The organism is Demequina phytophila (assembly GCF_000971135.1).
GTDB classification, from domain to species: domain Bacteria; phylum Actinomycetota; class Actinomycetes; order Actinomycetales; family Demequinaceae; genus Demequina; species Demequina phytophila.
The window spans coordinates 102,009-122,221 of record NZ_BBLW01000007.1 but is presented as its reverse complement, the minus strand read 5'-3'; the positions used below and the strand labels follow the sequence as shown (position 1 = coordinate 122,221).

19 protein-coding genes are annotated in these 20,213 nt (G+C 71.6%); 16 read left to right on the top strand and 3 right to left on the bottom strand.

Features of this window, described 5'->3' with window-relative positions; all coding sequences use genetic code 11:
- Nucleotides 1-24 precede the first annotated feature (24 nt).
- From AOM01_RS11320 to AOM01_RS14445, 14 genes are all read left to right on the top strand, one after another.
- Nucleotides 25-540: an HIT family protein gene (locus AOM01_RS11320; RefSeq protein ID WP_062293727.1), complete on the top strand. Its 516-nt coding sequence runs from the start codon at nt 25-27 to the stop codon at nt 538-540.
- Complete coding sequence (gene pgsA / locus AOM01_RS11315; protein ID WP_062293466.1) at nt 541-1,200, top strand: phosphatidylinositol phosphate synthase; 660 nt, start codon at nt 541-543, stop codon at nt 1,198-1,200.
- A gap of 5 nt (nt 1,201-1,205) precedes the next feature.
- Nucleotides 1,206-2,093, top strand: coding sequence for a phosphatidylinositol mannoside acyltransferase (locus AOM01_RS11310; protein ID WP_062293463.1), 888 nt, complete (start codon nt 1,206-1,208; stop codon nt 2,091-2,093).
- Nucleotides 2,090-3,244 carry a glycosyltransferase family 4 protein gene (locus AOM01_RS11305; RefSeq protein WP_082110222.1) on the top strand — a complete coding sequence of 385 codons (1,155 nt, stop codon included), beginning with the start codon at nt 2,090-2,092 and terminating at the stop codon, nt 3,242-3,244. The genes AOM01_RS11310 and AOM01_RS11305 overlap by 4 nt, the downstream gene beginning before the upstream one ends.
- Nucleotides 3,241-4,149: a pyridoxal 5'-phosphate synthase lyase subunit PdxS gene (pdxS, locus tag AOM01_RS11300; RefSeq protein WP_062293459.1), complete on the top strand. Its 909-nt coding sequence runs from the start codon at nt 3,241-3,243 to the stop codon at nt 4,147-4,149. Before AOM01_RS11305 ends, pdxS begins: the two co-directional genes overlap by 4 nt.
- Before the next feature lie 20 nt (nt 4,150-4,169).
- Nucleotides 4,170-4,691: an NUDIX hydrolase gene (locus AOM01_RS11295; RefSeq protein WP_062293458.1), complete on the top strand. Its 522-nt coding sequence runs from the start codon at nt 4,170-4,172 to the stop codon at nt 4,689-4,691.
- The gene (gene pdxT, locus AOM01_RS11290; protein ID WP_062293455.1) at nt 4,688-5,290 is read left to right on the top strand and encodes a pyridoxal 5'-phosphate synthase glutaminase subunit PdxT; all 603 of its coding nucleotides are present in this window, start codon (nt 4,688-4,690) and stop codon (nt 5,288-5,290) included. Before AOM01_RS11295 ends, pdxT begins: the two co-directional genes overlap by 4 nt.
- 104 nt (nt 5,291-5,394) lie before the next feature.
- Nucleotides 5,395-6,150 (top strand): YebC/PmpR family DNA-binding transcriptional regulator, encoded by a 756-nt coding sequence (locus AOM01_RS11285; protein WP_062293452.1) that lies wholly within the window; start codon nt 5,395-5,397, stop codon nt 6,148-6,150.
- A gap of 23 nt (nt 6,151-6,173) precedes the next feature.
- A complete protein-coding gene (gene ruvC, locus AOM01_RS11280) occupies nt 6,174-6,728 on the top strand; it encodes a crossover junction endodeoxyribonuclease RuvC (RefSeq protein ID WP_062293450.1) in 555 nt (184 codons plus the stop codon).
- A gap of 60 nt (nt 6,729-6,788) precedes the next feature.
- A complete protein-coding gene (gene ruvA, locus AOM01_RS11275) occupies nt 6,789-7,379 on the top strand; it encodes a Holliday junction branch migration protein RuvA (protein WP_062293447.1) in 591 nt (196 codons plus the stop codon).
- Nucleotides 7,372-8,415 (top strand): Holliday junction branch migration DNA helicase RuvB, encoded by a 1,044-nt coding sequence (gene ruvB, locus AOM01_RS11270; RefSeq protein WP_062293444.1) that lies wholly within the window; start codon nt 7,372-7,374, stop codon nt 8,413-8,415. The genes ruvA and ruvB overlap by 8 nt, the downstream gene beginning before the upstream one ends.
- A gap of 82 nt (nt 8,416-8,497) precedes the next feature.
- On the top strand, nt 8,498-10,273 hold the full coding sequence (secD, locus tag AOM01_RS11265) for a protein translocase subunit SecD (RefSeq protein ID WP_228374292.1): 1,776 nt from the start codon (nt 8,498-8,500) through the stop codon (nt 10,271-10,273).
- Nucleotides 10,270-11,358, top strand: a complete 1,089-nt coding sequence (secF, locus tag AOM01_RS14450) for a protein translocase subunit SecF (RefSeq protein WP_062293442.1) — start codon at nt 10,270-10,272, stop codon at nt 11,356-11,358. The genes secD and secF overlap by 4 nt, the downstream gene beginning before the upstream one ends.
- Nucleotides 11,359-11,508: 150 nt before the next feature.
- Entirely contained in the window at nt 11,509-13,758 is a 2,250-nt protein-coding gene (locus AOM01_RS14445; protein ID WP_228374291.1) for a RelA/SpoT family protein, read from the top strand.
- Here AOM01_RS14445 and AOM01_RS11250 read toward each other — a convergent pair.
- The 3 genes from AOM01_RS11250 to AOM01_RS11240 form a co-directional block, all read right to left on the bottom strand.
- Nucleotides 13,736-14,275 carry a hypothetical protein gene (locus AOM01_RS11250; RefSeq protein WP_156155954.1) on the bottom strand — a complete coding sequence of 180 codons (540 nt, stop codon included), beginning with the start codon at nt 14,273-14,275 and terminating at the stop codon, nt 13,736-13,738. The two genes, AOM01_RS14445 and AOM01_RS11250, sit on opposite strands and share 23 nt — an antisense overlap.
- A gap of 255 nt (nt 14,276-14,530) precedes the next feature.
- Nucleotides 14,531-16,108 carry a DUF349 domain-containing protein gene (locus tag AOM01_RS11245; RefSeq protein ID WP_062293434.1) on the bottom strand — a complete coding sequence of 526 codons (1,578 nt, stop codon included), beginning with the start codon at nt 16,106-16,108 and terminating at the stop codon, nt 14,531-14,533.
- The gene (locus tag AOM01_RS11240) at nt 16,105-16,905 is read right to left on the bottom strand and encodes a peptidylprolyl isomerase (RefSeq protein WP_062293431.1); all 801 of its coding nucleotides are present in this window, start codon (nt 16,903-16,905) and stop codon (nt 16,105-16,107) included. The genes AOM01_RS11245 and AOM01_RS11240 overlap by 4 nt, the downstream gene beginning before the upstream one ends.
- Before the next feature lie 68 nt (nt 16,906-16,973).
- On the opposite strand from AOM01_RS11240, the gene hisS reads away from it, so the two are divergent.
- Together hisS and aspS are read left to right on the top strand one after the other, a co-directional pair.
- On the top strand, nt 16,974-18,335 hold the full coding sequence (hisS, locus tag AOM01_RS11235) for a histidine--tRNA ligase (RefSeq protein WP_062293721.1): 1,362 nt from the start codon (nt 16,974-16,976) through the stop codon (nt 18,333-18,335).
- A gap of 56 nt (nt 18,336-18,391) precedes the next feature.
- Complete coding sequence (gene aspS / locus AOM01_RS11230; protein ID WP_062293428.1) at nt 18,392-20,182, top strand: aspartate--tRNA ligase; 1,791 nt, start codon at nt 18,392-18,394, stop codon at nt 20,180-20,182.
- Nucleotides 20,183-20,213 lie beyond the last annotated feature (31 nt).

Sequence of the window (20,213 nt, the reverse complement as noted above, 5' to 3'; positions counted from 1 at the left end):
CCCGACGCCGTCGACGCGGAGACGATGGGAGGGGTCCCGGACGGCTTCGAGCGCCTGTGGACACCCCATCGCCTCGCGTACGTCGAGGGTGAGCGACCCGACGACGGCCCGACGGGATGCCCCCTCTGCCGCAAGGCGGAGGAGGACGACCGTGAGGCGCTCGTGGTGCACCGCGGCGAGCACTGCTACGTGGTGCTCAACCTCTACCCGTACAACCCCGGCCACCTCATGGTGTGCCCGTACCGGCACATCGCCTGGTACACGGAGTGCACGGACGAGGAGCGGGACGAGATGAGCGCGCTGACCCAGCGGGCCATGCACGTGCTGCGCGAGGTGAGCGGACCGCAGGGCTTCAACATCGGCATGAACCAGGGGAGCGTGGGCGGCGCGGGGATCTCGGGCCACCTGCACCAGCACGTGGTGCCGCGCTGGGAGGGGGACACCAACTTCCTCCCGATCATCGCGAGGACCAAGGCGGTGCCCCAGCTGCTGGACGACACGTGGCGTCGCGTGAGCGACGCCTGGAGAGAGGACCACTAGATGCTCGGCAGGCTCCGGCCGTACATGGCCGCCCTGTGGCAGGCCCCCGCGCGCTTCCTGCTGTCGAAGGGGATCCACCCGAACGTCATGACCGTCCTCGGGACGGTCGGCGTGGTGATGGGCGCCGTGCTGTTCTTCCCGCACGGCGGGATCTGGCTGTTCTGGGGCACGCTGTTCATCACGTTCTTCGTGGTGACGGACATGCTCGACGGCACCATGGCTCGCCTGGGCGGCAAGAGCTCCCGGCTGGGCGCGTTCCTCGACTCCACGCTCGACCGGGTCGCCGACGCGGCGATCTTCGGCACGCTCACCTGGGTGTTCATCGACGTCTCCCGCGTGACCGCGCTCGGCGCGCTGCTGTGCCTCGCGATCGGCTCGCTGGTGCCGTACGCGCGCGCCAAGGCGGAGGGCATGGGGGTGGCGGCCAACTTCGGGCTCGCGGAACGCTCCGACCGCCTGGTGATCTCCCTGGTCGCGGTCGGCTTCTACGGCCTCGGGCTGTTCCCGCTGTGGGTGCTCACCGCCGCGCTGTGGATCCTCACCATCCTCGCCGCGATCACGGTGGGCCAGCGCATCTGGGCGGTCGTGCGTCAGGCGCGCCAGCACCCCGAGTGGAACGCCCGCCTCGACGGTCAGCCGCAGCCGTACCCGCACGAATGAACGGCATGCTCCTCGCGTTCCGCGCCTCGCGGTACGCGCCCCGCTCGCTCACGCGCGTCCTGCTGTGGGCGGGCTTCGACGCGCAGTGGAGACGGCGGGCGAAGCCTGCGCGCCGGCTGGAGGACAACCTCCACCGGGTCACCGGTCTCGAGGGCGCGGAGCTGCGTGCGCTGTCGCGCCGGGGCATGGCCTCCGCCGCGCGCTACTACGCCGAGACGTTCGAGCTGGGTCGCATGACCGCGCGCACCATCGACGCCCGCGTGCGCGTCGAGGACCCGCACGGCGCACGCGCGCGCGTCGCGGCCGAGGGGACCGCCGTGCTCGCGTTGTCGCATTCCGGCAACTGGGACCTGGTGGGCGCGTACGCGTGCCGCCACATCGCGCCCGTGACGTCGGTCGCGGAGATCCTCGAGCCGCGTGAGGTCTTCGACGAGTTCGTCGCGCTCCGCGAGAAGGTCGGGATGACGATCCTCGGTCACGAGGGCGGCTCGACGTTCCGCGAGCTCATCCGCCTGGGCAAGCGTCAGGGCGGGCTCATGTGCCTGCTGGCCGACCGCGACCTGTCCGGCTCCGGCATCGAGGTCGACATGTGGGGTCACGGCGTCAAGGTCGCGCCCGGGCCCGCGGCGCTGTCCGTCGCGATCGGCGCGCCGCTCTTCCCCGTGCACGTCCGCTACGAGCGCCTCCGCGGTCGCCGCCGCCTGACGGCGCGGTCGCGGTGGGGCGTGGTGCTCCACTTCGGTCCCGCCTCGCTGCCGGCCGATGCGCCGGCGGAGGACCGCGTGGGACACCTCACCCGGGCGTGGGTACAGTTCCTCGCAGCGGAGATCGCGCGGCATCCGGAGGACTGGCACATGCTGCAGCGGTTCGGGTGGACGGGGTCGGAGCGATGAGGATCGGGATCGTGTGCCCGTACTCCCTCGACCGTCCGGGCGGCGTCCAGCTGCACGTGCTCGACCTCGCACAGGCGCTGATGGACCGTGGACACGAGGTCTCGGTGCTCGCGCCGGCCGCCGAGGACACCCCGGTGCCGGCGTACGTCTCGAGCGCGGGGCGGTCGCTGCCCATCCGCTACAACGGATCCACGGCCCGCCTCACGTTCGGCCTCATGGCGGCGAGCCGCGTGCGAGAGTGGCTCAAGCTGGGGCACTTCGACGTCGTGCACCTCCACGAGCCGGGAGCGCCGTCGCTCAGCCTCATCGCGATGTGGGCCAGGATCGGCCCCACCGTCGCGACGTTCCACTCGTCGCAGGACGAGTCCGTGGCGATGCGGCTCGCGAAGCCGTGGATCAAGCCGGGCTACGAGGAGCTCGACGCCCGCATCGCGGTTTCGCCCTCCGCGGCCGCCACCATCGCCGACCACCTGCGCGTGCAGGCCACGCACATCATCCCCAACGGCGTCGACACGTCGCGCTACGTGCGGGCCCGCGCGGACCGCCGCTGGGAGGGCACCCGGGAGGCCCCGACCATCGGGATCCTCGGCCGCCTCGACGAGCCCCGCAAGGGCCTCGAGGACCTGCTCGCCGCGATCCCCGCGGTGCGCGCCCGCCACCCGCACGCGCGATTCCTTGTCGCGGGCCGGTTCTCCGACCGGATCGCCGCGAAGGCGGCCCGGGCGGGCGCCGAGGTGATCGGCGAGCTCGACGAGGACCAGAAGGCCCGCTTCATGGCCTCGGTCGACATCTACTGCGCCCCCAACACGGGTGGCGAGAGCTTCGGGATCGTCCTGGTCGAGGCGATGGCGGCGGGCGCCGCCGTGGTCGCCTCCGACCTCACGGCCTTCATGGACGTGTCGACGGTCGCGGACGGCGGCCACGCGGCCGCGCATCACGCGGTGGGCGACCCGGCGTCGCTCGCCTCGTGCATCACAGGACTTCTCGACGACCCCGCGGGTCGCGAGGAGCTGGCCGAGCGCGGGCGCGAGTGCGCCGCGGCGTTCGACTGGTCCAACGTCGCGCCACGTGTCGAGGAGACGTACCGCGACGCCATTAGGATGGACGCCGAGTTCCATCCCCATCCGACGAAGGACGTCAGCACCCCATGAGCACCATCGACGAGACCACGAAGCCCCAGGTAGGGACCGACCTTGTGAAGCGCGGCATGGCCGAGATGCTCAAGGGCGGCGTCATCATGGACGTGGTCACCCCGGACCAGGCGAAGATCGCGGAGGACGCCGGCGCCGTCGCCGTCATGGCGCTCGAGCGCGTGCCCGCCGACATCCGCGCCCAGGGCGGCGTGTCGCGCATGAGCGACCCCGACATGATCCAGGGCATCATCGACGCCGTCTCCATCCCCGTGATGGCGAAGGCCCGCATCGGCCACTTCGTCGAGGCGCAGGTGCTCGAGAGCCTCGGCGTCGACTACATCGACGAGTCCGAGGTGCTCACCCCGGCGGACTACACGCACCACATCGACAAGTGGAACTTCACCGTTCCCTTCGTGTGCGGCGCGACCAACCTGGGCGAGGCGCTGCGCCGCATCTCCGAGGGCGCGGCCATGATCCGCTCGAAGGGCGAGGCCGGCACCGGCGACGTGTCCAACGCGACCACCCACATGCGAAAGATCCGCGCGGAGATCAAGGCCCTCGGCGCGATGCCCGAGGACGAGCTCTACGTGGCCGCCAAGGAGCTCCAGGCGCCGCTGCCCCTGGTCCAGGAGATCGCGCGGACGGGCAAGCTCCCCGTGGTGCTCTTCACCGCGGGCGGCATCGCCACCCCGGCCGACGCCGCGATGATGATGCAGCTGGGCGCCGAGGGAGTGTTCGTCGGATCCGGCATCTTCAAGTCGGGCGACCCGGCCACGCGCGCCAAGGCGATCGTCAAGGCCACCACGTTCTACGACGACCCGTCGGTCATCGCGGACGTGTCGCGCGGCCTGGGCGAGGCCATGGTCGGCATCAACGTGGACGAGATCCCCGAGCCGCACCGCCTCGCCGAGCGCGGCTGGTAAGGCACCAGGTTCACGCACGCATGGGCGCCGCGCCGGGGGATCGCATCCACCGTCGCGGCGCCCGCGTGCTCCTGGTGGGGCGGACCGCGGGGGAGACCCGCCTGCTGATGGTCCGCGGCCACGACCCCCACGACGTCGAGCGCTACTTCTGGTTCACCCCGGGCGGCGGCCTCGAGGACGGGGAGACGATGCGCGCGGCAGCGGTCCGCGAGCTCGCCGAGGAGACGGGCCTGGTGCTCGAGACCGACGAGCTGGTGGGCCCGGTCTGGCGGCGCACCGCGATCTTCGACTTCGCCTCGAAGCCGTACACGCAGTTCGAGGAGATCTACGTGGGCCGGCTCGAGGACGCGGAGCGGCGCGACCGCACCGCGGCCGAGTGGACCGCGATCGAGCTGGAGACCATCGACGAGGTGGCCTGGCTCACGGAGCAGGACCTGCGCGACTCGCCCATCGAGGTGTTCCCCGCGCAGCTGAGAGAGACATGGGCGTGGTTCCTCGACTGGGACGGCGTCACCCGGGACCTGGGAGAGGTGGACGAATGAGCACCGTGGGCGTGCTGGCCCTGCAGGGAGACGTGCGCGAGCACCTCGCGGCGGCGACCCGCGTGGGCGCGACCGCGGTGGGCGTGCGCCGGCTCGCGGAGCTCAAGGCCGTCGACGCGCTCATCATCCCCGGCGGCGAGTCCACCACCATCGACAAGCTGCTGCGGGCCTTCGACCTGTTCGAGCCGCTGCGCGACCGGATCCACGCCGGGATGCCCGTGATGGGGTCCTGCGCCGGGATGATCATGCTCGCCACGGACCTCGTGGGCGGCATCTCCGGGCAGCAGAGCCTCGGCGCGATCCCGATGACGGTGCGCCGCAACGCGTTCGGACGCCAGGTCGACTCCGCGGAGACGGAGCTGGTGTGGGAGCCCGACGGCTCCGTCATGCACGCGACCTTCATCCGCGCGCCGTGGGTCGAGTCCTGCGACCCGGCCGTGGAGGTCCTCGCCACCGCCGCGGGTCCGGACGGCTCTCGCCACCCGGTGGCCGTGCGCCATGGCAACGCCATCGCCACGAGCTTCCACCCCGAGATCGCCGAGCCGGGCGCCGTCCACGACGACCGCGTCCACCGGCTCCTCCTCGACCTGGTGGGCTGAACCGCGGTCCGGTGGGCCGACCGCCCGCCCGACCGCCGCATCGTCCCCGCTGCCACGCACTACACTGGACGGGATTCCAGACCGACATTCGACGAGGAGCACACGTGTCCGGGCATTCCAAGTGGGCGACGACCAAGCACAAGAAGGCCGTCATCGACGCCAAGCGCGGCAAGCTGTTCGCCAAGCTCATCAAGAACATCGAGGTCGCGGCGCGTACCGGCGGCGGGGACCTCGCGGGCAACCCGACCCTGTTCGACGCGGTGCAGAAGGCGAAGAAGTCGTCCGTCCCGAACGACAACATCGACCGCGCCGTCAAGCGCGGTTCGGGCCTCGAGGCGGGCGGCGCGGACTACGAGACCATCATGTACGAGGGCTACGGCCCCAACGGTGTCGCGGTGCTCATCGAGTGCCTCACCGACAACCGCAACCGTGCGGCCACCGAGGTGCGCGTGGGCCTCACCCGCAACAACGGCACGCTCGCGGACCCCGGCTCGGTCTCATACCTCTTCTCGCGCAAGGGCCAGGTGATCGTCTCCAAGGAGGGCGGCGCCACCGAGGACTCGCTCATGGAGGCGACGCTCGAGGCCGGCGCGGAGGAGATCAACGACCTCGGCGACGTGTTCGAGATCATCTCCGAGGCCACCGACTTCGTGTCCGTCCGCACCGCGCTGCAGGACGCCGGCATCGACTACGAGAGCGCCGAGGCGACGTTCATGCCCTCGATGAAGATCGAGCTCGACGTCGACGGCGCGCGCAAGATGCTGCGCCTCATCGACGCCCTCGAGGACTCGGACGACGTCCAGAACGTGTGGGCGAACTTCGACGCGTCCGACGAGGTGCTCGAGGCCGCGCAGGCCTGACGGCCGACCGGCGGCGGGGGATGATGCGCATCCTGGGGGTCGACCCCGGCCTCACCAGGTGCGGCCTGGGTGTGGTCGAGTCGGGTTCCGCACGACGCATCAGCATGCTGGACGTCCGCGTCGCGACGTCACCCTCCACGCACGAGACGCCCGCGCGTCTCGCCCAGATCGCGACGGTCCTCGAGGCCATGCTCGACGAGCACGAGCCCGAGGCCGTCGCGATGGAGCGCATCTTCGCGCGCTCGGACGTCTCGACCATCATGGGCACCGCCCAGGTATCGGGCGTCATCATGCTCGCCGCCGAGCGCCGCGGGCTCCCCATCACGCTGTACACGCCGTCCGAGGTGAAGGCCGCGGTCACCGGCAACGGCCGCGCCGACAAGGCGCAGGTGACCTTCATGGTGACGCGCCTGCTCGGACTGGAAGAGGCCCCGCGCCCGGCCGATGCGGCGGACGCCCTCGCGATCGCCATCGCCCACGCGTGGCGCGGGGGAGCGGCCCCGGTGGGCTCCGGCGCGACCACGCCCGCGCAACGGCAATGGGCCGCCGCGGAGAAGGCGGCGCGCCGCCGCGGGTGAGGCCCCGATGTCCGCCCCATCGGCTAGCCTGTTCGCACAGGTGTTCGAAAGGGGACGGGCGTGATCGCACAGCTCAGGGGGACCGTGGCGCATGCGGGCGCGACGGCGCTGGTGCTGGACGTCGCCGGCGTGGGCTACCGGGTGCTCGCGACGCCCGCGACCCTCGCGGAGCTCCGGGCGGGCCTGGATGCGACGCTGCACACCCACATGGTGGTGCGCGAGGACTCGATGACGCTGTTCGGCTTCCTCAGCGCGGGGGAGCGCGACACGTTCGAGCAGCTCCAGAGCGTCCAGGGCGTGGGAGCCAAGCTCGCGCTGGCCATGCTCGCGGTGCACTCTCCGGAGGCCCTCGCGGCCGCGGTCGCCGCCGGCGACCAGAAGGCGCTCACCAAGGTCCCCGGGATCGGCCCCAAGGTGGCGGCACGGCTGCTGCTCGAGCTCGGCGGCAAGCTGGTGCTGCCGGACGATGCCCCGGGCGCCCCCGCCGCGGACGCCCGCGGCGAGGTGGTCGAGGCCCTCGTGGGACTCGGCTACCCGGCCAAGCAGGCGCAGGCGGCCGTCGATGCGGTCGCCCCGGATCCGCTGGCGGCGTCTGAGACGGGTACCGCGCTGCGGTCCGCGCTCAAGCACCTGGGAGGCACGCGTGGATGACGAGACCCGGGTGGTGAGCCCCGACGCGGACGCGATCGAGCGATCCAACGAGGCCGCGCTGCGGCCCTCCAACCTCGACGAGTTCGTGGGCCAGCGCGTGGTGCGCGAGCAGCTGTCCCTGGTCCTCAACGCCGCGACGGGCCGCGGCACGCCCCCCGACCACGTGCTGCTGTCCGGCCCGCCCGGGCTGGGCAAGACCACGCTCGCGATGATCATCGCCGCGGAGCTCGGCTCGACCCTGCGGCTCACCTCCGGTCCCGCGATCCAGCACGCCGGCGACCTCGCGGCGATCCTCAGCTCGCTCGACGAGGGCGACGTGCTGTTCCTCGACGAGATCCACCGCCTCGCGCGACCCGCGGAGGAGATGCTCTACCTCGCGATGGAGGACTTCCGGGTCGACGTGGTGGTGGGCAAGGGCGCCGGCGCCACCTCCATCCCGCTCAGCCTGCCCGCCTTCACCGTGGTGGGCGCGACCACCCGCGCCGGCCTCCTGCCGGCACCGCTGCGCGACCGCTTCGGGTTCACCGGCCACCTCGACTTCTACGAGGACGACGAGCTCATGGCGATCGTGGTGCGCTCCGCCGGGCGCCTCGGCGTGTCGATCACGCACGACGCCGCGCGCGAGATCGCGTCGCGCTCTCGCGGCACCCCTCGCATCGCCAACCGCCTGCTGCGTCGCGTGCGCGACTGGGCGGAGGTGCACGGCACCGGCCGCGCCAACCTCGAGGCGGCCCGGGAGGCGCTCGCCGTGTACGAGGTCGACGAGCGCGGCCTCGACCGGCTCGACCGCGCCGTGCTCAAGGCGCTGTGCACGCGGTTCGCCGGCGGTCCCGTGGGCCTGTCCACGCTCGCCGTCACCGTGGGCGAGGAGACCGAGACCGTCGAGACCGTCGCGGAGCCGTTCCTGGTCCGCGAGGGCCTCATGAGCCGCACCCCGCGCGGCCGCATCGCGACCGCCGACGCGTGGCTGCACCTGGGTCTCAAGCCGCCCGCGGACGCGATCGGCGGCGAATCGGGCGGCCGCCTCTTCGACTGACACGGCCCGGGGTCACCGGGTGCCGCGCCAGCCTGGCTAGAATCACTCGGGGCTCAAGCGAGCCGAGACCGTGAGGATTCCTGTGGCACGTGTGAAGAACGAGGCGCGTCGTGCGCTGACCTGGCTGGGCGCGATCATCGTCGTGCTCTACGGCACCCTGGCGCTGGGGGTGGTGTTCGGCAACGCGTCCTGGACGCCCAACCTGGCGCTCGACCTGGCCGGCGGCCGCGAGATCGTGCTCGCGCCCGTGCTGGCCGACGGCGCCGAGCAGACCATCGACCAGGCCGACCTCGACCAGGCCGTCGACATCATCCGCCGCCGCATCGACGCGTCCGGCGTCGCCGAGGCGGAGATCAGCACGCAGGGCCAGAACATCGTGGTCGCGCTGCCCGGCAACCCGTCCGAGGAGACGGTGGACCTGGTGCGCCAGAGCGCGCAGCTGCAGTTCCGCCCCGTGCTGGTCTCGGGCTCCCCGCTGCCGACCACCACCAGCGACGCCTCGGCCTCGGCCACGCCGGAGCCCAGCGCCTCGCCGTCCGCGGATGAGACCGCCGAGCCTGCCGGTTCCGCCACCCCCGAGCCGAGCGCCAGCGCGAGCGCCGACGCGGCGACCCCTGCCGAGGGCACCGACCCCTCGTCGCTCGAGTGGATCACCGAGGACGTGCAGGCGAAGTACGACGCGCTCGACTGCACCGCCGCCGAGAACCTCTCGGGCGTCACCCCCGGCGACCCGGCCCTCGCGGACGTCGCGTGCGACCAGGACGGCCTCGCGAAGTACATCATGGGCCCCGTCGAGATGGACGGCACCGACGTCGCCACGGCGACCTCCGGCCCCGAGTACAACTCGGCCGGCACGCTCACCGGCCGCTACGAGGTCCGCCTCGAGCTCACCAACGACGGCGCCAAGAAGTTCGCCGACACCACCGGCCGCATCAAGGACTTCGAGTCGCCCCGCGACCAGTTCGCGATGGTGCTCGACGGCGTCGTGATCTCCGCTCCCGCCGTGTCGACCACCATCACCGGCGGCCAGGCCTCGATCACGGGCAACTTCACGCAGGAGTCCGCCGAGCAGCTGGCCAACCAGCTGAAGTTCGGCGCGCTGCCCATGACGCTCGAGGTGCAGTCGGAGCAGCAGATCTCCGCGACGCTCGGCGCCGACCAGCTGCAGAAGGGTCTGATCGCCGGCGCGATCGGCCTGTTGCTGGTGGTCATCTACTCGCTGATCCAGTACCGCGCGCTCGGCTTCGTCACGGTCGGCTCGCTCGTCATCGCCGGAGCGATCACGTACGGGCTCATCGCGCTGCTGTCGTGGGTGATCGGCTACCGCCTGTCGCTCGCCGGCGTCGCCGGCCTGATCGTCGCGATCGGTGTGACCGCGGACTCCTTCATCGTGTACTTCGAACGCGTGAGGGACGAGCTGCGCGAGGGACGGTCGCTGCAGGCCGCGATCGATCACGGCTGGCGTCGCGCCCGCCGCACCATCCTCGCCTCGGACGCGATCAACGTGCTCGCGGCCGTGGTGCTCTACCTCCTCGCGGTCGGCGGCGTGCGCGGCTTCGCGTTCACGCTGGGTCTCACCACCCTGGTCGACGTCCTGGTGGTGTTCCTCTTCACCCACCCGATCCTCATGCTCATGGGGAAGCGGCCGTTCTTCGCCCGCGGTCACAAGTGGTCGGGCCTCGATCCGCGCCAGCTGGGACGCGACACCATGTACAAGGGCCGCGGACGCATCGTCACCGGCCAGCCCACGCTCGCCGAGCGCAAGGCCGCGGCCGCCGGCATCGTCGCGCCCGCGGCGGCCGCCACCGCGACCGACACCGACGACGACGCCCGCCCCGAGGGGGAGGAGACCCGATGAAGCTCAACCTGGCCGAGTGGGGCAACAAGCTGCACTCCGGGGAGAAGACCTACCCGATCGTCGCCCAGCGCAAGCGCTGGTTCATCGTGTCCGGCGTGCTCGTCGCGCTGTCGCTGGTGGCGCTGTTCACGAAGGGGCTCAACGCCGGCATCGACTTCGTCGGCGGCACCGAGTTCCGCGTCACCGAGACGTCGATCACCGAGCCCGCCGAGGCGCAGGCCGTGATCGAGGAGCTCGCGCCCGACGCCACCGCGCGCGTCACCATCCTCGGTGACAACGACGTCCGCATCCAGATCGGCGTGGTCGACATCGAGACCGGTCGTGAGATCACGTCCGCCCTGGCGGAGGCCTACGACGTCCCCGAGGACCAGGTCAGCTTCACGCAGATCGGCCCCACGTGGGGCGCGTCCGTGGGCAAGGCGGCGGTCCAGTCGCTGATCGTGTTCCTCGTGCTCGTCGGCATCGTGATGTCGCTGTACTTCCGCGCCTGGCGCATGGCGGTGGCGGCGCTCGTGGCGCTCGCGCACGACCTCATCATCACGGTCGGCGTGTACGCGCTGATCGGCTTCGAGGTCACCCCGGCGTCCGTGATCGGATTCCTCACCATCCTCGGCTACTCGCTGTACGACACGGTGGTGGTGTTCGACAAGATCCGCGAGAACACGCAGCACCTCACGTCGCAGCACCGCTACACGTACGACGAGCTCGCGAACCTGGGCCTCAACCAGACCCTGGTGCGCTCCATCAACACGTCCGTGGTGGCGCTGCTGCCGGTGTCCGCGATCCTGTTCATCGGCTCGTTCCTTCTCGGTGCGGGCACGCTCAAGGACATCTCGCTCGCGCTGTTCGTCGGCATGGCGGTCGGCACGTACTCGTCGATCTTCGTGGCGACGCCGGTCGAGGTCGCGCTGCGCGACTACGAGCCCAAGATCGTCGAGCACACGCGGCAGGTTCTCGCGCTGCGGGCCTCGGGCGAGACGGACGTGGCGATCTCCGACACCGGCGACGTGCGCGTGGGCGCGGTCAACCGCGGCAGCCACCAGGGCGCCGCGGCGCAGCCCAAGCGCAAGAAGCGCAAGGCCTGACACGGGGTCTCCACCCCGGCCGAAGGTGAGGGGGACGATGCGGCGACCGCCGCATCGTCCCCCTTCCGTCGTCTTTGGTACAGAATGCGGACGTGTCGGGGTGTCGGGCCGCGCGGATAGACTGTCGGTCTACCAGCCTCGGAGGTGCGCGTGACAGAGACCCGTCCCTCGACCGGCACGCTCGGGCTCGGATTCCTGCGCCGGGGGAGCCGGGAGGCCAGCGCGATCGACGGCGTGCTCGACACGTATCGCCGGATGTATCCGCGCGGACGGACGGGGCTGATCGAGCGCGCCTACAAGGTCGCCGAGGAGGCGCACCGCGGCCAGAAGCGCAAGAGCGGCGAGCCCTACATCACCCACCCGATCGCGGTGGCGCAGATCATCGCGGACCTGGGCATGACGGACTCGGTGATCGCGGCGGCGCTGCTGCATGACGTGGTCGAGGACACGGAGTTCTCGCTCGAGCGCATGCAGCAGGAGTTCGGCGACGAGGTCGCGATGATCGTCGACGGCGTCACCAAGCTCGACAAGGTCACGTACGGGGACGCCGCGCAGGCGGAGACCGTGCGCAAGATGGTCGTCGCGATGGCCAAGGACATCCGCGTGCTGCTGCTCAAGCTGTGCGACCGGCTCCACAACGCGCGCACCTGGAAGTACGTCGCGCCGGAGTCCGCGCGCAAGAAGGCGCAGGAGACGCTCGAGATCTACGCCCCGCTCGCGCACCGCATGGGCCTCAACGCGATCAAGTGGGAGCTCGAGGACCTCAGCTTCCAGACCCTGTACCCGAAGATCTACCAGGAGATCGTCGACGTCGTCACGGAGCGGGCGCCCGAGCGCGAGAAGTACCTCGCGCAGGTTCGCGCGGAGATCGAGAAGGACCTCCGCGGCATGAAGATCAAGGGCGAGATCACCGGTCGCCCCAAGCACTACTACTCGGTGTATCAGAAGATGATCGTGCGGGGTCGCGACCTCAACGACATCTACGACCTGGTGGGGATCCGCATCCTGGTCGAGACGGTCCGCGACTGCTACGCCGTGCTGGGCGCGATGCACGCCAGGTACCAGCCCGTCCCGGGCCGGTTCAAGGACTACATCGCGATGCCCAAGTTCAACCTGTACCAGTCGCTGCACACCACGGTGATCGGTCCCACGGGCAAGCCGGTGGAGCTGCAGATCCGCACCTACGACATGCACCGCCGCGCCGAGTACGGCCTGGCCGCGCACTGGCGCTACAAGGAGACCGCGAAGACCGGCGTCACGTCGCGCGGCGGCGGTGAGATGGGCTGGCTGCGCCAGATCGCGGACTGGCAGCAGGAGACCGCGGACCCGACCGAGTTCCTCGACAGCCTCCGGGGCGAGATCTCCAAGGCCGAGGTCTACGTGTTCACGCCGCGCGGCAAGCTGCTGTCGCTGCCCCAGGGCGCCACGCCGGTGGACTTCGCGTACGCGGTCCACACCGAGGTGGGCCACAAGACCATCGGCGCCAAGGTCAACGGCCGGCTGGTGCCGCTCGACTCGACGCTCGAGAACGGCGACACCGTCGAGGTGCTCACCACGTCCGACGAGAACGCGCACCCCAAGCGCGACTGGCTCGAGTTCGTGCAGTCCACGCGCGCCCGCAACAAGATCCGCCAGTGGTTCACGCGCGAGCGGCGCGAGGAGTCCATCGAGACCGGGCGCGACATGCTCGCCCGCGCGATCCGCCGTCAGCAGCTGCCCATGCAGCGCCTCATGAGCCGTCCCACGCTCCTCGCCCTCGCGAAGGAGATGCACTACGAGGACGTCGACTCGCTGTACGCCGCGATCGGCGAGCACAAGGAGCAGGCGGCCGACGTGGTCGCGCGGATGACCGATGCCGTGGGTGGTCAGGAGGGCGCGGACGAGGACCTCACCGAGATCACCCGCCCCGGGCTGCCGCCGGCACGCGCCGCGCGTCGTGGAGACCCCGGAGTGTCCGTGCACGGGCTCACCGACGTGGTGGTCAAGCTCGCACGCTGCTGCACGCCCGTGCCCGGCGACCCGATCCAGGGCTTCATCACCCGCGGCTCCGGCGTCTCGGTGCACCGTGCGGACTGCGACAACCTCGCGCAGCTGAACAACCAGAGCGAGCGGCTCATCGACGTCGAGTGGACCGGGCACTCCGCCGGCACGTTCCTGGTGCAGATCGAGGTCGAGGCGCTCGACCGCAACCGCCTGCTCTCGGACGTCACGCAGGTGCTGTCCGACCACCACGTCAACATCCTGTCCGCGAACGTGTCGACCACCCGCGACCGCGTCGCGATGTCGAGCTTCCAGTTCGAGATGGCGGACCCGTCGCACCTGGGCGCGATCCTGTCCGCGGTGCGCCGCATCGACGGCGTCTACGACGCGCGCCGCATCACGGGGACCAAGCGGCCCTGATCGCCTCCACCAGCCCGGCGACGCGCGCGTAGCCGGCGCTCGAGCGCGCGTCGTGACGCAGGGCCGCCTCGAGGTCCGCGGGGGCGAGGCGGCCGCGGGCGACCGCTCCGGCCACCGTGTGCAGCGCCGCGTGGGGCGGCTCCCACCGCAGCGCGTCGACGCATGCGCGCGCCGGGGGAGCGAGGCGCAGCCCGCCCTCGACCGTCGCTCCCAGGCGCGCCGTCGGGCCCGAGTGGAGCCGCACCGCGGTGCTCGCCGGGCGGTAGAGCCCCCGGACACCCACCGCGTGCCACCCGGCCGGGGCATCGTCCCTCCAGCAGTGCACCCACAGCGCCGCGAGGCCGGTCAGGACCACGTGCGTGGGGACCCGGTCGGCGGCGGCGAGCGCGCGCAGGCCGGGGGAGTCGGGGATGTCGGCGGGACGGGCGACCCCGGGCAGGAGGTGCGCCAGGTGACGGTCGCGCAGCAGGCGTGCGAAGGCGGCGGGACCGACGTCGTCAGGTCGCACCAGGATCATCACCCCAGGGTCCCGTGCCGGGGCCGGGCAGGCGACCCCCTGTGGACGGCGCCCGCTGCCGACGCCGGCTGCACTGATCCACACAGGAAACGCACTCATCCACCTAGATGCGCCAGATCCGCTTGAAGCTGTCTCGGTGAACGGTCACATCGCGGAGGCTGTGTGGATGAGCAATCGCGGAAGCGGGGAAGCAGCGAGGCCCGCCACCTTGCGGTGACGGGCCTCGGAGCCTGGACGATGCGCGGGTTGCGCGGGTTACGCGAGCCCCTCGATCTGGGTGAGCCACTGCCGGCGGGCCGCCAGCGACTCCTCGAGCTTCTTGGTGTCCTTGCCCTTGGCCTTCGCCTCGGCGATCTCGGCCTCGAGCGCCGCGATCGCGGAGCCCAGCTGCGCCGCCGCGCCCGAGGCGCGCGCCTCGAGCTCGGGGTTGCGCGAGTTCCACTCCGCGTCCTCGGCGTCTCGGACGGCCTTCTCGACGGCGCCCATGCGCTTGGACAGGCGCGCGATGTCGGCGCGCGGGACGCGGCCCGCGGCCTCGAAGCGGTCCTGGATGGGGCGGAGCGCCTGCTTGGTGGCGTTGAGGTCCTTGATGGGCAGAAGCGCCTCGGCCTCGGCCACGGCGGCCTCCTTGGCGTCGACGTTGCCCGACAGCGCCTCGTCCTCCGCGTCGGCCGCACCGCGGCGGGCCTCGAAGAACGAGTCCTGTGCGTTCTGGAACCTCTTCCACAGCGCGTCGTCGACGGAGCGGCGGCCCCGGCCGGCGGTGCGCCACTCGTTCATGAGGTCGCGGAAGCCGCGTGCGCCGGTGTCCCAGTCGGTGGTCTGGGCGAGCGACTCGGCCTTCGCGACCAGCTCCTCCTTGCGGCCCGCGACGTCCGCGTTGGACCGGTCGAGCTCCGCGAAGTGGTGCTTGCGGGCCTTCTCGAACGCGGACCGCGCGTGCGTGAAGCGCGTCCACAGGGCGCGCTCGACGTCCTTGGGGATGCGTGCGCCGGAGCGCTGCGCCTCCTTCCACGCGTCGAGCAGCCCGCGCAGGGTGGCGGTGTCGTTCTTCCAGTGGACCTGCGTCTCGGGCTTCGCGGCGAGCGCCTCGGCCGTCGACACGATCTCCTCGCGCGAGGCCACGGCGGCCTCGCGGGCCACGCGACGCTCCTCCTGGATGCGCGTACGCGTCTCCTCGGCTTCCGCCTTCACCGCGGCGTAGCGCTCGACCAGCGTGTCGAGGTCGCCCACCACGCTCACCGGGGTGAGGACAGCCTCGATCGAGGCGATCGACTCGTCGATGTCCTTGGGGGAGAGCTCCGCGGAGGACAGGCGGGCGTGGAAACGCTCCACCGACGCCTCGAGCTCGAAGAACGCGTGCGCGTAGGGCTTGAGGGCCTCGTCGTCCTCGGCGGGACCGACCTCGACGCGCTCCTCGGCGATGATCACGTACGCCTTGCCGTCCTCGACCAGGCCGTGCGCGAGCGCCTCCTCGAAGCGCTCCTCCGGCACCTCCGCGGCGACCGGCACCACCACGACCGTGTGCGTCGCCTGCTTGGCGACGGCGACCGGCGACGGGGCCTTGAACGCGCCCGGCTTGGGAGCGCGCGGCTTCGGGCCCTTCTTCGCGGGGGACGATGCGGCGGGCGCCTCCTCCTCGGCTGCGGGCTCCTCCGCGGGAGCCTCGGCCTCGGCAGGGGCGTCTGCGACCTCGGCAGGCGCCTCCTCGACGGGAGCCTCGGCGGCGACCTCGACGGTCTCGGTCACCTCCGCCACGGCCTCGGGGGTGGGCTGGGACGCGGCCTCGGGGGCCTCGGTCTTCGGCGCCGGAGCGTCGGACGACTCGGTCATGAGACGGATACCTCGTTCACGATGACGGACATTGCGGGGGCACCGTCGGTGTCCCCGGTGATGGTGCCTGCTTCGGCAACACGCTCAACACTAGCGTTTCCGGCCACCACCTGGCCGAGCACCGTATAGCCGCCCGCCGCGTCGGACGGGATGGTGGAGTCCTGGTAGACGATGAAGAACTGGCTTCCCATCGACTCGCCGTCGCCGCCCACGCGCGCCATCGCGACGGTGCCGGCGGGGTAGACATCGTCCGCCGGGGCGTTCTCGACGGGGCCGTAGCGGTAGCCGGGGCCGCCGGTGCCGGTGCCCGTCGGGTCGCCGCACTGGAGCACGTAGATGCCCGCGGTGGTGAGGCGGTGGCAGCCGGTGCCGTCGAAGTAGCCGTCCTCGGCGAGCTTGATGAAGCTCGCGACCGCCTGCGGGGCCGCGGCGCCGTCGAGCTCGATCTCGATATCGCCCTGGTTGGTCGCAAGGGTCGCGGTCCAGGTGCGGTCCTCCGCGTAGGACGGGTCCGGGGGCTCGGGGGAGACCGCCCAGCCGGACTCGAGCTCGACCTCGTCGTCGGTGGTCGCGGTGGCGGTCGACTCCGTGGCGGAGGCGGCCTTCTTCGCCTGCTGGTTGCTGTGGACCGCCGTGAGGATCACCGCGAGCCCGCCGCCGAGCACCAGCGCGACGATCGTGACGATCGCGGTGATGCGGATGGTCCGCTCGCGCTTGCGCTGCTTCGCGGCGATCCGTGCCTCGTACGCGTGCTGCTTCTTGGCCGCCTGCGCCTTGGCCTGCTTCTTGTTGGTCATCGAGTCGTCCTCATCCCGGTGATGTGCCAGGTCAGTCTAGGGCGGGCGCATGCGGAACAATGGCGGGCATGGCACGCGTGCAACCCCTCTCCGGATTCCCCGAATGGTCCCCGCAGGAGCGCCTTGTCGAGGCGCACGTCCTCGCGACGCTGCGCGAGGTGTTCGCGCTGCACGGCTTCGGTGAGATCGAGACCCGTGCGGTGGAGCCGGTGGACCGTCTCGCAGGCGATTCGGACGCGTCGAAGGAGATCTACGCGATCGGTCGCCTCAACGCCGACGAGCAGGCCGGTCGCGAGGCCAAGCTGGGCCTGCACTTCGACCTCACGGTGCCGTTCGCGCGGTACGTCGAGGAGAACCAGGGCCGCCTGCAGTTCCCGTTCCGGCGCTTCCAGATCCAGAAGGTGTGGCGCGGCGAGCGCCCGCAGGAGGGCCGATTCCGCGAGTTCTACCAGGCCGACATCGACGTGGTGGGGCGGGACACCCTGCCCGAGCACCTCGAGGCCGAGGTCGCGATCGTCATGGCCCGCGCCCTGCGCGCACTGCCGCTGCCTCCCGCGCGCATGCACCTCAACAACCGCGCGCTGGTCGAGGGCTTCTACCGGGGCGTCGGCATCGCGGACGTCGCGGGCGCGCTGCGCAGCGTCGACAAGCTCGACAAGATCGGCCCCGACGGCGTGCGCGAGGAGCTCCACGGCAAGGGCGTCAGCCCCGAGGCCGTCGACGCGATCCTCGAGCTCGCCGCGATCCAGACGCCCGACGGCTCCTTCCTCGACCTGGTCGAGGCGCTGTGGGACCACAGCCCGATCGTCGAGGAGGCGGACGATGCGCGGGCCCAGTTCGATCGCGGCGCCCGGTCACTCGCGGCGCTGGTGGACGCGGTCAACACCGCCGTCCCCGAGACCGCGATCGCGGACCTCCGGATCGCGCGCGGCCTCGACTACTACACGGGCGCCGTCTACGAGACCGTCCTGGACGGTCACGAGGACCTCGGCTCGATCTGCTCCGGCGGCCGCTACGACTCGCTGGTCGCCGGCGGCGGCTTCCCCGGCGTCGGCATGTCGATCGGCGTGAGCCGCCTGGTGAGCCGCATGCTCGGCGCGGGCCTCGCGACCGCGTCCCGCTCCGTGCCGCAGGCCGTCCTGGTCGCCGTCACCGACGAGGAGCACCGCGCCGCGTCCACGGCGATCGCGGATCGCCTCCGCGCCCGCGGCATCGCCACCGAGGTGTCGCCCAACGCCGCCAAGTTCGGCAAGCAGATCCAGTACGCGGACCGCCGCGGCATCCCGTTCGTGTGGTTCCCTGCCGCCGGCGACGGCACGTCGCCCGACGGCGAGGTCAAGGACATCCGCTCGGGCGACCAGGTCCCCGCCGACGCCGACGCCTGGGCGCCCCCGACCGAGGACCTGAACCCGCGCATCGTCCGCGGCTAGACTGAGGTCCGCTCTTCACAACCCCGCGCTACCCGCGCGTAAGAAAGGCAAGCAACTTGCTCCGCACGCATCTCGCTGGAAACCTGCGCGCCGCCGACGCCGGCGCCACCGTCACCCTCGCCGGGTGGGTGGGCCGTCGCCGCGATCACGGCGGCGTCGCGTTCATCGACCTGCGTGACGCGTCGGGCCTCGCGCAGCTGGTGATCCGCGAGGAGGTCGCGCACGCGCTGCGCACCGAGTACGTCATCCAGGTCACCGGCGAGGTGCGCCTGCGCCCCGAGGGCTCGTCGAACCCCAACATGCCGTCCGGCGAGATCGAGGTCGACGTCAAGGACGTGACCATCCTCAACGAGTCCGCGCCCACGCCGTTCCCGATCGACGAGCACGTCACCGTCGGCGAGGAGGCGCGCCTCAAGCACCGCTACCTGGACCTCCGCCGCCCGCAGCCGCGCGAGAACATCGTGCTGCGCTCGAAGGTCAACCAGGCCGCGCGCCGCGTGCTCGAGCGTCACGACTTCCTCGAGATCGAGACCCCGACCCTCACGCGCTCCACCCCCGAGGGCGCCCGTGACTTCCTGGTGCCCGCGCGCCTGTCGCCCGGCTCCTGGTACGCGCTGCCCCAGTCGCCGCAGCTGTTCAAGCAGCTGCTCATGGTCGCCGGTATGGAGCGGTACTACCAGATCGCCCGCTGCTACCGCGACGAGGACTTCCGGGCGGACCGCCAGCCCGAGTTCACGCAGCTCGACATCGAGATGAGCTTCGTCGACCAGGACGACGTGATCGCGCTGGGCGAGGAGCTGGTCCGCGAGCTGTGGTCGCTCATCGGCTACGAGGTGCCGCTGCCCATCCCGCGCCTCACCTACAACGACGCCATGGCCCGCTTCGGCTCCGACAAGCCGGACCTGCGCTTCGGGCTCGAGCTCACCGAGCTCACGTCCTACTTCGCCGAGACGCCGTTCCGCGTGTTCCAGGCCGAGTACGTGGGCGCCGTGGTCATGCCCGGCGGCGCCTCGCAGCCCCGCAAGACCCTCGACGCGTGGCAGGAGTGGGCCAAGCAGCGCGGCGCCCGCGGCCTCGCGTACGTGCTGGTGCAGGAGGACGGCACGCTCGGCGGCCCCGTCGCCAAGAACCTCTCCGAGGCGGAGCTTGCCGGCCTGGCGGAGGCCGTGGGCGCCAACCCCGGTGACTGCATCTTCTTCGCCGCCGGCAAGACCGGTGCCTCGCGTGCGCTGCTCGGCGCCGCGCGCAACGAGATCGCCAAGCGTGTGGGTCTGATCGACGAGGACCGCTTCGAGTTCTGCTGGGTGGTCGACGCCCCGCTGTTCAAGCCGGTCGACGTGGACGACGACGACGTGGCGCTCGGCCACTCCGCCTGGACCGCCGTGCACCACGCGTTCACGAGCCCCAAGCCGGAGTTCATGGACACCTTCGACACGGACCCGGGCCCGGCGCTCGCCTACGCGTACGACATCGTCTGCAACGGCAACGAGATCGGCGGCGGCTCCATCCGTATCCACCGTCAGGACGTGCAGCAGCGCGTGTTCACGGTGATGGGCATCGGCGAGGAGGAGGCGCAGGAGAAGTTCGGCTTCCTGCTCGACGCGTTCCAGTACGGCGCCCCGCCGCACGGCGGCATCGCGCTCGGCTGGGACCGCGTGACGGCGCTGCTCGCCAAGGCGGACTCCATCCGCGACGTCATCGCGTTCCCCAAGTCCGGCGGCGGCTACGACCCGCTCACCGCGGCCCCGGCGCCCATCACGCCGGAGCAGCGCAAGGAGGCCGGCGTCGACGCCAAGCCCGAGGCCACGGGCGAGAAGGCGGAGAAGGCCGAGGCCGTCGAGGCGTAGCCTTCGTCAGCCGTGCGCGAGGGCGGGATCC